The organism is Cronbergia sp. UHCC 0137 (genome assembly GCF_034932285.1).
In the GTDB taxonomy this organism is placed as follows: domain Bacteria; phylum Cyanobacteriota; class Cyanobacteriia; order Cyanobacteriales; family Nostocaceae; genus Cronbergia.
Map to the genome: position 1 here is coordinate 30,800 of NZ_JAYGHC010000033.1, position 13,184 is coordinate 43,983.

At 40.6% G+C, this 13,184-nt stretch carries 12 protein-coding genes and 1 tRNA gene; 7 read left to right on the forward strand and 6 right to left on the reverse strand.

Annotation, left to right across the window (positions count from 1 at the left end):
- Positions 1-132 precede the first annotated feature (132 nt).
- On the forward strand, positions 133-1,218 hold the full coding sequence (locus VB711_RS17170; RefSeq protein WP_323287404.1) for a response regulator: 1,086 nt from the start codon (positions 133-135) through the stop codon (positions 1,216-1,218).
- 551 nt (positions 1,219-1,769) lie between these two features.
- Positions 1,770-3,164, forward strand: a complete 1,395-nt coding sequence (locus VB711_RS17175) for a TldD/PmbA family protein (protein WP_323287405.1) — start codon at positions 1,770-1,772, stop codon at positions 3,162-3,164.
- Between the two features lie 423 nt (positions 3,165-3,587).
- On the opposite strand, the gene galE is transcribed toward VB711_RS17175, so the two are convergent.
- On the reverse strand, positions 3,588-4,589 hold the full coding sequence (gene galE, locus VB711_RS17180; RefSeq protein ID WP_323287434.1) for a UDP-glucose 4-epimerase GalE: 1,002 nt from the start codon (positions 4,587-4,589) through the stop codon (positions 3,588-3,590).
- A 304-nt stretch (positions 4,590-4,893) separates the two neighbouring features.
- Between galE and VB711_RS17185 the strand changes: the two genes are divergently transcribed.
- Both VB711_RS17185 and VB711_RS17190 read left to right on the forward strand, forming a co-directional pair.
- A complete protein-coding gene (locus VB711_RS17185) occupies positions 4,894-5,586 on the forward strand; it encodes a hypothetical protein (RefSeq protein WP_323287407.1) in 693 nt (230 codons plus the stop codon).
- A 233-nt stretch (positions 5,587-5,819) separates the two neighbouring features.
- Positions 5,820-7,571, forward strand: a complete 1,752-nt coding sequence (locus VB711_RS17190; protein WP_323287408.1) for an ABC transporter ATP-binding protein — start codon at positions 5,820-5,822, stop codon at positions 7,569-7,571.
- Positions 7,572-7,864: 293 nt separating this feature from the next.
- On the opposite strand, the gene VB711_RS17195 is transcribed toward VB711_RS17190, so the two are convergent.
- The 3 genes from VB711_RS17195 to murA all read right to left on the reverse strand — a co-directional run bounded on the left by VB711_RS17195 (position 7,865) and on the right by murA (position 10,683).
- Positions 7,865-8,296, reverse strand: coding sequence for a restriction endonuclease (locus VB711_RS17195; protein ID WP_323287409.1), 432 nt, complete (start codon positions 8,294-8,296; stop codon positions 7,865-7,867).
- A complete protein-coding gene (locus VB711_RS26500; RefSeq protein ID WP_416233593.1) occupies positions 8,254-8,607 on the reverse strand; it encodes a pentapeptide repeat-containing protein in 354 nt (117 codons plus the stop codon). The genes VB711_RS17195 and VB711_RS26500 overlap by 43 nt, the downstream gene beginning before the upstream one ends.
- A gap of 696 nt (positions 8,608-9,303) precedes the next feature.
- On the reverse strand, positions 9,304-10,683 hold the full coding sequence (murA, locus tag VB711_RS17200) for a UDP-N-acetylglucosamine 1-carboxyvinyltransferase (protein ID WP_323287435.1): 1,380 nt from the start codon (positions 10,681-10,683) through the stop codon (positions 9,304-9,306).
- 262 nt (positions 10,684-10,945) lie between these two features.
- Between murA and VB711_RS17205 the strand changes: the two genes are divergently transcribed.
- Both VB711_RS17205 and VB711_RS17210 read left to right on the forward strand, forming a co-directional pair.
- A tRNA-Leu gene (locus VB711_RS17205) sits at positions 10,946-11,027 on the forward strand.
- 59 nt (positions 11,028-11,086) lie between these two features.
- The gene (locus tag VB711_RS17210) at positions 11,087-11,872 is read left to right on the forward strand and encodes an RNA methyltransferase (protein WP_323287410.1); all 786 of its coding nucleotides are present in this window, start codon (positions 11,087-11,089) and stop codon (positions 11,870-11,872) included.
- A 2-nt stretch (positions 11,873-11,874) separates the two neighbouring features.
- On the opposite strand, the gene VB711_RS17215 is transcribed toward VB711_RS17210, so the two are convergent.
- Positions 11,875-12,114: a hypothetical protein gene (locus VB711_RS17215; protein WP_323287412.1), complete on the reverse strand. Its 240-nt coding sequence runs from the start codon at positions 12,112-12,114 to the stop codon at positions 11,875-11,877.
- 211 nt (positions 12,115-12,325) lie between these two features.
- On the opposite strand from VB711_RS17215, the gene VB711_RS17220 reads away from it, so the two are divergent.
- The gene (locus VB711_RS17220) at positions 12,326-12,910 is read left to right on the forward strand and encodes a thermonuclease family protein (protein WP_323287413.1); all 585 of its coding nucleotides are present in this window, start codon (positions 12,326-12,328) and stop codon (positions 12,908-12,910) included.
- Positions 12,911-12,928: 18 nt separating this feature from the next.
- Here the strand turns inward: VB711_RS17220 and VB711_RS17225 are convergent, their stop codons facing one another.
- A complete protein-coding gene (locus tag VB711_RS17225; protein WP_323287414.1) occupies positions 12,929-13,129 on the reverse strand; it encodes a hypothetical protein in 201 nt (66 codons plus the stop codon).
- Positions 13,130-13,184 lie beyond the last annotated feature (55 nt).

Sequence of the window (13,184 nt, forward strand, 5' to 3'; positions counted from 1 at the left end):
TTTCAACGCTTATTCCTTGCACTTGATTCACCTTTTTAACCTTCAAACCCTTGATATATCTTCGTTTGAGATTTATATGCCTAACGGCACGCTACGCTATCAGCAAGCCCTATTTAGATCCAAAATTGTCAAATGGAACAATTAGTGTCACTTCTAGTGGTAGATGATGAACCAGATAACTTTGATGTCATTGAAGCCCTGCTACTCAATGACAAATATCAACTTAACTATGCTTCCAGTGGCATCAAAGCCTTGGAAAGGATGAACATCATTCAACCAGACTTAATACTTTTGGATGTGATGATGCCAGAGATGAATGGAATTGAAACCTGTAAAGCCATCAAAGCCAATCCCCAATGGCAACACATACCCATCATCATTGTCACAGCCCTCAACGCCAAAGAAGACTTAGCAATGTGTATAGCATCTGGGGCCGATGATTTTATCAGTAAACCTGTTAATAAAACCGAATTACAAGCCAGAGTCCGCTCCATGTTGCGAATTAAGCAACACCATGACGACCTGCAAGGACTAATCCAGTTACGAGAAGATATGGTAAATATGCTCGTTCATGATTTGCGTAATCCCTTAACCAACATTTTACTATGTGCAGAAATTGCCAAACTACCAAAATTCACACCAGAAGTTAAACTACAAAAAATTGACCGAATTATAGTCGATGTTAAAGAACTTCAATCAATGATTGATAGTTTGCTATATATCGCTAAATTTGAATCTGGTAAAATGAGATTGAACCTAACAGAAGTTGATATAAATAAGCTGTGTAACTGTGTATTATCAGACTTTGAGCTACTGGCAGCCCAGCGAGATATTCAACTAATTGGGCATTTGGCTGAAATTAATAGTAGCGTCAACTTAGATTCAGCACTATTTCGCCGAGTTTTAGACAACCTGATAGCCAATGCAATTAAATTTTCACCAAACCATAGTCAGGTGATATTGCAAGCTGATTATTCTAGCGATCGCCAACTAATAGTCCAGGTCATAGATACCGGAAAAGGAATCAGTAAACATCTCCAACAGGCTATTTTTGAGAAATATGAAATAGGCAGTATAAATCATGGAACATCACAAACAGGATTAGGATTGACATTTTGTAAAATGGTGATGGATGCTCATGGCGGTAGTATGACTGTAGAAAATAATTATCCTACAGGTACAATCTTTACCGTCAAAGTAGGAACAACCGCCAATTGAGCAGCATCAAAAAAATTTTTAGAGGATTAAAATCCCCACCGGTCTTTATTTGCAGCACCCATCTAATTTTCGTCAAGCAAAATCAAAATAACCTTTTAAAATCATGTCCTGGAATTGAATAATGACAGGATTGGCATTGTTAATCACAAATTTTTAATTAGCAAATACCAGCCTCCAGGACAATACAAGCATTCAACCGCACACAAATTCAAATCTACCCGAACCCCTTTCCGATTCCAAACCAAAAGTAGATAAGAAAACGATGATTAGATTAATAACAGATTTAGCGCCTATAAAAGAGCGCAGCAAGTCCTTTACCACAAAACCTACCCACTACTAAACGTTGACCGTCAGCGTAACCCACCTATCGCCTGATCCTCACTGGGGCATCACCCATTGCACCCCTCAGCCCCTCCAGGGTAGGGTCTGGGGTGTGTGGGGTCTAAGGTCTGGAATTTTTAGTTTTAACTAACCAGATTCAAAAAGCAGTTAGGAAAAATTGCCCAAAAAACTAGACAATAAAAGTTAGGTGGTCATGGTGACAAACAAGAATGCCGAATAAACTTGCTGATATCCAAAACTTACTCTCAGATCTAATTGCCCGCTATTCGTCCCGCGTAGATTATCTAATGATTCGTTTAGAAGAAGCCGAAGGAACGGATATTTTCCTGCGTGGCGAAAAAGTGGAAACTCTCACCGAAGGCATCTCCATTGGTGGTCATATTCGTACCTGCTACAAGGGTGGCTGGGGCTTGAGCAGCTTTAACCAACTGGCAACAATTGAAGACCGAATTGAAGAAGCGATCGCTGCCGCCCGACTTGTGGGAGACGAAGAAACCATTCTCGCAGACGTTACCCCAGTGCAAGCCATTTGTAAGTTGCCCTTAACAGGTACAGACCCGCGTTTAGTTCCTCTCAAGCAAAAACAAGAATTGTGCGATCGCTATACCGAAATACTCAAAAGTGTTGACCCCCGCATTACCACTACCTCAGTCCGCTATGGTGACATCGCCCAAAGAGTCATCATTGCCACCTCAGAAGGAACTCTAATTGAACAATCATGGGTAGACATGGAAATGCGCTTTGCTGCCACTGCCAGAAACGGTGACACAGTACAAACTGGCAGAGAAACCACTGGTTCTCGCAAAGCCTATCAAGACCTAACAAATTTAGATGCTCAAGTCCAAGGAGCAGCCCAAAGAGCAGTGGCAGCCTTATCTTTACCACCAGTTAAAGGCAACACCTACACAGTAGTAATTGACCCCATACTAACGGGTCTATTTGTTCATGAAGCCTTTGGCCATCTTTCCGAAGCCGATATGGCCTATGAAAACCCCGATTTATTAGAAGTTATGACCATCGGCCGGCGTTTTGGCCCCCCAGAACTGCAAATTTTTGATGGTGCAGCCCCAGAAGGTCATCGTGGCAGTTATTTTTATGACGACGAAGGTACACCAGCCACTACCACCCAATTAATTAAAGATGGAATATTAGAAGGGCGTTTGCATTCCCGTGAAACCGCCGGTAAATTAAACGCAGCCCCCACAGGAAATGCTCGTTGTCTTAATTATCATTTTAGCCCCATTGTCCGCATGACCAATACCTGGATTGAACGAGGCAAAACACCAGTCGCAGACCTAATTACCGGAATTAAAGAAGGAGTATATGCTCGTAACTGGTTAGGTGGCATGACCAATGGAGAAATGTTCACCTTTAGCGCCGGTGAAGCCTGGATGATTAGAAATGGCCAAATTAGCGAATCGGTAAGAGACGTAACTCTATCAGGAAACGTTTTTCAAACCTTGGCAGATATCGAAGCAATTGGTGATGATTTTTATTGGGATGAATCCGGTGGTTGCGGTAAAGGTGGACAAAACGGTTTACCCGTAGGTTGTGGCGGTCCAAGTCTACGCATTCGAGATGTAGTTGTTGGGGGAGAAATGTAATATTGGTGATTGGTGATTGGTGATTGGTAATAAATTATTCCTCCCTCCCCTGACAGGTGTAGGTTTTTAATTTAGGTGTGAGTTGACACTCTCAAACACAATTTTAAACTGTGTGAAAACACCAAATTTCGTTCTTGAGTGGGAACTCAGATGGGAAAGAGGAGTTTTCAATCAACGAAAAAACCCCATTTCAGATGCTTTCGTAAAAAACCTACACCCGTCAGGAGGGTTAGGGAGGGGTAAAAATATTTGATACATCGATCATGACTTTTCAAACAGCCTCTTAGAAATAAGGTGCGTCAGAAACTTAAAATTACTGGTTTTAGCCTCAATTATTTTGTCTGACGCACCCTAAAGACTACAGACTACTTGTATTTTAGAAGTCAAAGATTAGTCCTCATAAATATATGGGGGAGAAATTGATTAAGTGGTATGTCTTTTCTGATGCCATTGCCAAGCATGGGCAACAATATCTTTAATACCTGGATACTGGGGTTGCCAGCCTAAGATTTTTCTGGCTTTCTCACTACTACCGATGAGGATAGGGGGGTCTCCAGGACGGCGATCGCTCTCTTTAATTGATATCACTTTTCCGGTTACTTCTTCTACCGCATTAATCACTTCTCTAACAGAAAAACCGTTACCATTGCCTAAATTAAAGACTTCACTTTCTCCCTCGTTGAGTAAATATTCTAAACCTAAAACATGGGCATCTGCTAAGTCGCTGACATGAATATAATCGCGAATACAAGTCCCATCTGCGGTTTCATAGTCTGTACCAAAGATCGAAATGTGTTCCCGTTTCCCTAAAGCCGTCATTAATACTAAGGGGATTAAATGGGTTTCTGGATTGTGATCTTCACCTAAGTTACCACTAGGGTCAGCACCTGCGGCATTAAAATAACGGAAACGGACTGATTTTAAACCGTAAGCCAGATCAAAATCACCAAGAATCTGCTCTACCATCAATTTAGTAGCACCGTAGGGATTGATGGGATGTTGGGGATGATGTTCGGGAATGGGGATAAATTGGGGTACACCGTAGGTAGCACAGGTAGAGGAAAAGACAAATTTATTAATAGATGCGGCCAACATGGCCTCTAATAATGTTAGAGTACCTACTACGTTGTTGCGGTAGTATTTAGCCGGGTCTGTCACCGATTCTCCTACATAGGCATAAGCTGAAAAGTGCATAACTGCGGAGATATCATGGGTTTGAAATAATTGGTCTAACAGAGAGCGATCGCTAATATCCCCTTCTATCAATTCTACTTGTAACACCTGTTCTACCAAATCTCGATGACCATAGACCAGATTATCGAGTATGACTACCTCATAGCCTGCTTGTTTGAGAGCCAGTACCGCATGAGAACCAATATATCCTGCTCCCCCCGTGACTAAAATGGTAGACTTTCTCGACGACATAATTTTTCCTTTAAATATTACAACTTCTAAATTTAATCTAAATTCACCCATATTTCCTGACCATCAGGGAAAATTGTGAATTACCTACACAAAAGTAAGATGTGGAACTTCTTACGATTTCTGCTAAATAATATACGCATTGTCAAAAAATTGCACTAAAATCACTACGACGGTAGTTTGTGGGTGTGAGGTATGATGTACTTTCTTTGCGTCGAGTAATGGTGCAATTACAGTTTGACGATAAATTAATTCCCTACACCCTACCTCTAGGCTGGCCGCACTGAAAAATTAGAGCGTTAATCTTATGTTTCAATTGTTAAGTCGGATACTTCTGTGGTTGCTAATTGGCGCTGTTGCCATTTCTGTGTTCCAGAAATTTTACCCCTCAGCTAGTTTTGTGGGTAGATTTATCTTGGGGCTAGTTATTTTCGTTCTCGCTTTGGCATTCTTAAACCCTAGCGAACCTGCTGTAGCTTCGTTATGGCGATTTATTTCCTTTCCCCTTAAACCCTTGGGTGCATCTGTATTAATGTTGTTGTTTGCTGCCCAAAAAATCAAAGGGGGGGGAATAGACAAGCCGGGAGGATTTTTGTTGGGATGGGCTTTGGCAATTTTACTTTTGTCAAGTACACCAGCGATCGCTTATTTCCTGGTCAGATCACCGATTGCATCCTTAATTCCTCCACCGCAAACATTAGTAGCTAATGCTTCTCTAACTAACAACTCCAACATCTCAGATATGGGAGGAAATAGCATCTTACCTGGGGGAGATATAAATCTGTCAATTATGGCTTTCAATGCTATGGGTACAAAAATTCCATCCTATCTTTTGCAAAATCCCCAAGCAATTACCACACGCGGTTTGCGGGTAGAAGATTTTGTCCCCAATGCTGAAACGCTGCAACTGACAACCCAAGTCTGGGAAAGCTATCTCAACCAGATTTACATTTTCTTACGTGGTCGCACGTCACCAACACCAGAAGTACAAGAAGGTTGAACACAGCGCATCTCAATTTTGTGAATGTCGATTTCTTGATCATGCGGGCTTCTTGCCCGCTAAATTATACTAAACCCAAAATTTCGCCTTTGAAGGTTAGGATATAAGGTAACGCTAAAACTCAGACACCACTTCGACACACTCAGCGCAAGCACAAGACTTTTCCCCCTGCCCCCTGCCCCCTGCCTCCCCTGCCTCCCCTGCCCCCTGCCCCCTGCCACCTGTTGCATTGAATGACACAATCTAGAAGATTTGATAAACTCCGTACTTACCTCCGCCCCTATTGGCAAGACACTACATTAGGTATTATTGCTTTATTATCTGTTAATGCCCTTGGTGTTTATATCCCTTTATTAATTCGCTCTGGGGTAGATAAACTTTCGACAAATTTTAGTTTCGATCAAATACGGGGATATGTATTAACAATAATTCTGCTCTGTTCTGCCATGTGGCTAATGCGGATGGCCTCCCGAATGTGGATATTTGGGGTGGGACGAAAGGTAGAATTTGACCTAAAACAGCGAATTTTTGAACATTTATTGAAACTAGAACCAGATTATTTTGCTAATAATACTCCCGGTGATTTAATTAGTCGCGCAACCAGTGATGTAGAAAATGTACGTCGGTTATTGGGTTTTGCGGTGTTGAGTTTGGCTAATACTCTGTTTGCCTACACTTTAACGCTGCCAATCATGTTATCAATTAGCGTTGATCTCACTTTGGCTTCCTTGGTAGTTTATCCTTTAATGTTCTTTTTAGTACATACATTTAGCGATCGCCTCCGCAAACAACAAGCCGCAGTCCAAGAAAAACTCTCGGATATGAGTGGGTTAATCCAAGAAGACATTAGCGGTATTGCTCTAATTAAAATTTACGGACAAGAAGAAAATGAGCGTCGTGCTTTCAATCAAAAAAATCACCAGCTATTAACAGCAAATCTCAAACTAGCCCAAAGTCGCAATACCCTATTTCCCCTAATTGGTGGATTAGCCAATCTCAGTTCCCTAGTTATTATTTGGTTGGGAACAATGCGGATTTCTGGTGGTTCTTTAGCAATTGGTGATTTTTTGGCACTATTAATATATGTAGAACGCCTAGTTTTCCCCACAGCTTTGTTAGGATTCACAATCACTGCTTACCAACGAGGAGAGGTAAGTATAGACCGATTGGAGTCGATTTTGAGTGTACAGCCAAAAATTCAAGATTCAGCAGAAGTTTTACAGCTATCACCAGATGGGGTAAAAGGCAGAGTCACAGCCAAACATCTAAATTACAGCTATCCAGGCAGCCTTAAACCGGCTTTAGATAATATTAGCTTTGATATTGCTCCAGGGGAAATGGTGGCTATTGTGGGGGCTATTGGTGCGGGGAAATCTACCTTAGCTAATGCCTTACCCCGGTTGTTAGATGTTGCCCCAGGGCAGTTATTTTTGGATGGGTTCGATATTACACAAATAGCCTTGCATGATTTACGGGGAGCGATCGCTTACGTACCCCAAGATAGTTTTTTGTTTAGCACCACCATTAAAAATAATATCCGTTACGGCGACCCCTTGAGCGAACAAAAAGATGTGGAATTAGTCGCCAATCTTGCCCAAATTAAATCAGAAATCAACAATTTTCCCCAAAATTATGAAACCATCGTTGGTGAAAGAGGTATTACCCTTTCTGGTGGACAAAGGCAACGTACAGCCCTAGCTAGAGCCATGTTGATTGATGCCCCTGTGTTAATTTTAGATGATGCCCTTTCCAGTGTCGATAATCAAACAGCTACCCAAATCCTCAATAATCTTTCTACTGGCACTCAAAAGAAAACTGTGATTTTCATTACCCATCAATTATCTGCTGCCGCCATCTGCGATCGCATTTTAGTCATGGATCACGGTAAAATTGTCCAAGTCGGTCATCACTCAGAATTGGTAGAACAACCAGGACTTTACAAAACCTTGTGGAGTCAGCATCAAATAGAAGAATTACTGCGCTAAATAGGTCGGCTTTAAAAAATCAACCTATGTAAAAAATTAAATCAACGAATGCCTTATTTCAATACCTTGTCCAAATTGAAAAAAGTCTTGATCTGTAAGTTTGGTTGTGGAAGGTGAAAGTATACTTCTTTCTTTGGGTAATTTATCCCGTGAGGAATTGTTACAAAGATTGGGGAATGAGGCAGTTTAGGATATATTGTTTTAATGTGTTTTTTATATAGTCCTCAGATTAGATATCTGGGGCTATACAGACAATCCCTACCTGCTTAGGCTAATTTTATGGATAGTCTTTATCAAATTAATCTATCTTTAAAATGTCTGGCTTTAATTTCTGGATGTTCTGCTAAAAATCGTTCTAGTTCTATATATGACCATTTTTCTACTTCCCAACCCTTTCTATCTCCTAAAGCATCTAATGTATCGTGTAAAGTCGCGCCAATTATCCCGCTAGTCATAATACAAAAACCTTTAGCTTTTTGTACTTCTAGCATATCACTTATATCAGGAACTTGTGATTTACCAAGAGATCGCTTATCACTTTTTAATTTACATTGAGCTATCCATTTAATACGTTTTTTATTAATATCTACACCTTTATAAAATACAATGTCTCTACCACCGTCACGAGAGCGAGAATTATCAATTTTATCTATATCAGTTAATTTTAATTTATGTTGTTCTCTCAAAATATCGTAGCAAAGTTTTTCAAATTGCTCATCATCCAATTGATTCCAAGAACATGATATATCACAAATGTTGTAAATTTTGCTCCTTCTGTGCTTTTAGTTCTTTTTAAGTCCACTCCATGTAAATTAGCATATCGTAAATCAGCATTAGTAAAATCTGCTCCTTCTAAATTAGCTTCTATTAAAATTGCATATCGTAAATCAGCATTAGTAAAATTTGCTCTTTTTAAATTAGCACTGTGAAAATTAGCACAATATAAGTTGGTATTTGTAAAATTAGTATTTTTACAATCTGCACCATATAAAATAGAAAAACTTAAATTTAACCCTGTGAGGTCTAAATCTTTCAGGCAAGAATTACTTAAATCTCTACATAAACGATAATCATTATAAAATGAATTAAGTTTAACTAAAGAAAGTTAAGGTTAATCCGTTAAAATCTCTTTCTCCTGCTTCATAAAGTGCTAGAAGTTCCGCAGCATCCATACTATTTTATCCTTTAAAGCGGTATAGCTTGTTTCCAATTACCTTGATATTTTAACAAATTTATAACATTGAAAGAGGTTTATTGTGATTTTTATACATAGGTTTTATATAGGAGTCCTATTTGATTTTTGAACAAGCTGTAAACCCTAAACCGTATATCATCAACGATTGAGCCTCAGTATATTGAGCAAGATTCAAGTAGGATTCCTATATCTTAAATCAGCTTTAATATCATGAGGGATTTGATAAATCAGTGCTTGTGCGATTTTGGAGAGTGCGATCGCTATGATGTGATTTTGGAGAAGTGCGATCGCTATGTGGGGGATTTTGGAAAAGTGCGATCGCTGTGATGTGATTTAGGGAGTGCGATCGCTGTAGTGAGATTTTGGGAGAGCGATCGCTGTAGTGTAATTTTGGGAGAGCGATAAGTAGTGATCTTTAGTGCTAAAACTCTTGGTATATCGTAACCATATCACTACATATTTGCCACTACCCTACCTAAAAAGTTAATTAATGACGATCGCTCTTAACCGCCATTAACTAACTAATTACCTCCAAATCTACAATGCAGTCGAGTTTAACGGAGTACCATTGTTAGCAAGTAATTCTACATCTGTTGATGTTTCCTTGATCCGAATGATTTTCGCTCCTAGTTGCTGCAACTTCATATCTAGGCGATCATAACCACGATCTAGGTGATTTATTCCCTGAATTGTCGTTATTCCTTCTGCTGCTAGTCCAGCTAAGACCAAAGACGCAGCCGCCCGTAAATCCGTGCCTAATACTGGAGCACCTGATAATTTTGGCACTCCCCGAACAAAAGCCGTATTACCTTTAACCCGAATATCTGCCCCTAAGCGATTAAGCTCAGAAGCATGACGCAGACGGTTTTCAAACACAGATTCATTAATAATGCTGTCACCTTCAGCTAAAGTTAGCAAAGCCATAAAAGGCGCTTGCATATCCGTGGGAAAACCAGGATGGGGTAAGGTGTCAATATCTGTAGCCCTGAGAACATCTGCTGGTAAAATGCGTAAACAGTCTGGTGCTTCTTCGATAATTGTCACACCAATATCTCGCAACTTCGCCAGCACTGGAATTAGATGATCAGGACATACTGGAGATAAACTAAATTCAGAACGAGTAATCGCTCCAGCGACCAAAAATGTTCCTGTCTCAATCCGATCAGGAATAATTGAATAGTCGATAGAATGTAACTTGGAAACACCAACAATAGTAATTGTACTTGTTCCCGCCCCGTAAATCTTCGCTCCCATGGCATTACAGAAATTAGCCAAATCGACTACTTCCGGTTCTCTGGCGGCATTTTCAATGATACTCTCCCCGTCAGCTAGGGTAGCAGCCATCATCAAAGTTTCTGTCGCTCCCACACTGGGTGTATCTAGATAAATCCTCGCTCCTTTTAACCGACCATGACCACCAGGAACATAGGCATTACAAATCCCATGCTCAATTTGCACCTCAGCACCCATCGCTTGTAATCCCCGGACGTGCAAATCAACCGGTCTAGCACCAATGGCACAACCCCCAGGCAGGGGCATCTGTGCTATTCCTAGCCTGGCCAGAATCGGTCCAATGGCAAAAAAACTTGCTCGCAATTGAGTTACAAGTTCGTAGGGAGCTTTAGATGTGGTAAGTTCGCTGGCATTAATATCCAAAATGTCGTCTTGTCTGGTTAAACGCAGTCCCAAAGCTGATAAAACTTGTCCCATGCGTTCAACATCTGCCAAAAAAGGCACATTGCGAATCCGACAATCTCCAGAACAAAGCAAAGACCCAGCCATGATTACCAATGCTGAATTTTTTGCCCCGCTAATTCTTACATGACCCCGCAAAGGATGCCCACCGAAAATTTGTAAGACTGAGGAGTCTGCTTCCAGTGGAGACTTAGCATCTGGTAAGCTGCTAGAAGAATTGATAAGCCTACCTCCAAAAAAAAGACGTAATAATAAAGGTTTGAAGTTGGTTTCGATTCTACAGTAAAGATTTGATTTCTATACATTATTGGCGGTGTCATTTATCAGAATATTTTTTTTGTCAGGTGATATAATGGCTATAACTGAGTGATGACAAGGTTTCTAGCGTCTATAAATTTGTAAATAAAATTTGTGTGAAGTTTAACTTGACAACTACTAAAAATTAAGCAATAATCAGAAGTTGGTTGATAAAAAACAAGTATTAGCGGAACTGGCGGAATTGGCAGACGCGCTAGATTCAGGTTCTAGTGCCGCAAGGCTTCCGGGTTCAAGTCCCGGGTTCCGCATCTCAATAAACAGATTTTAGATGGTGTATCTGAAATTCTGAGTTTAAAAGTCTAAAATTGTGCTGATTAGTTTACAAAATTCCCTGGTTAAGCAAATTCGCAAACTCCATGCCAGTAAAGAGAGGCATAAGCAAGAATTATTTTTGTTGGAGGGGACGCATTTATTAGAAGAGGCCTGTGCTGTTGATTACCCCTTGGAGGTGGTGTGCTGTACTCCCGAATGGCAAAGGGATCATCAGCAATTGTGGCAGAAAGCTAGTAGTCGGTGCGATCGCTCAGAAGTTGTCAGTGAAGAAGTATTAGCAGCAATGGCGACCACTGTGCAACCAGATGGGGTAATAGCCACGGCTAAACGTAGGGAACAAACAACGGAGTTACCCTTTACTGGTGTGGTGCTGGCCTTAGAAACTGTCCAAGATCCTGGGAATTTAGGGACGATTATCCGCACAGGAGCCGCAGCAGGAGCGTCTGGTTTGTGGTTGGGTGGGGGTGGAGTGGATTTAGATCATCCCAAGGTTTTACGGGCTTCTGCGGGGCAGTGGTTTCGCTTAGGGATGGCGGTAACTGAAGATTTAAGAGCTACAGTCCAGCAAAGTCAGGAAGCGGGTATGCAGGTAGTCGCAACTGTACCCACGGCAAATTTAACCTATTGGCAAGTTGATTGGCGTAAACCTAGTTTAATTTTATTGGGCAATGAAGGCGCGGGTTTGTCACCGGATTTAATGGCCATGGCCGACATCCAGGTGAAGATTCCCCTCAGTCCTGGTGTAGAATCGTTGAATGTGGCGATCGCTGCGGCGTTAATGTTGTATGAAGCCCAGCGTCAGAGGGTTTATGGATCATAAATTTACTGATTGTTTTTTTCTGCCAAATATTGTTCAATATCGGCAACTGCATCTTCTAAAGCCTCTAGGTAAGAAATTTCAGGGTTATTACTGGAAGTATCGTCAATAGGGCTACTAGAACTTGCTTCTGGAATTACTTCATTTTCAGCAGGAGTTGTTTGCAAAATGTCTTTTAACTGATATAGTGATTGCTGAAACTTTTGAGCAGAGACATGGCGATGAGTTTGCTGAATGGGTTTCATTGTGTTGATACTTAAAGAATGATTGAATGGCGTAACTTTTGATAGCTATCGGCAAAACACTAATTACCTTAGTAACCATAGTATCAAACTTTTATCTTAAATGACTTGAATTAGGAGATAAATTAGCTACTTTGTAAAACTTTATTGCTTTTTAGACCTAGTGGTACATCACGGGTTGTAATTGAGACGCGGAGGTGATTTGGGAAAGTAGATGAATAATTTAATTCAAAAAGTGGTATTTTGTTTGGGTACGGTCATGCTCCTTTTCAATTTGATTGGGTGCGATCGCTTTGCTGCTCCTGGTGGTGATATAGTTGAACGGGTGAGTGATGGTGATACATTGGTGTTGAAAGACTCTGATGGTCAGAAATTGACAGTGCGGTTTGCTTGTGTAGATGCACCCGAAATTCCCCACACCAAAAAGGAAAAAAGTAGTAGATTAGTTAGCGATCGCCATCAATTTAATTGGGGTGTTAAGGCGCAAGAGAGGGTAGAACAACTGGTGACGCAAGGGGGTAATCGCGTAAATTTGACAATTACAGATAGCGATCGCTATGGTAGAAAAGTGGCGGAAGTTCGGCTCAAAGACGGAACTTTTATCCAGCAAATATTATTACAAGAGGGATTAGCTAAAGTTTATCGTCCCTATCTAAACAAGTGTCCAAGTAAAGACTTAGTTCAACAAGCCGAAACCAAAGCACAACAGGAGCGAGTTGGAATTTGGAATGATAGTAAATTTACTAATCCTTGGGAATATCGTCAGATCAAAAAAAGATCAGCAAATCCAAACAGGTAAACGGTTTGAGCTTCTAATCTAAAGATAATCACGCAAAAATTCAAAAGGATTATCTTCCCAACAGGGTTCTGGTGTTAACCAGCGTAAATTATTTTTAATGTCAGATTCAATTTCATCACTATCATCTCTTTCAAATAGTGCTGTTAAAGCTTTCCAGTCACGTTCTCGCAGAGAAGTTAATGGTGGGTTATTAGCCTGTAAATTTGGGGGGTAATTCACACTCACTGCTTTGGTAGACGGAACTAAATATTCAGTAAAGATACTGCATAGTACC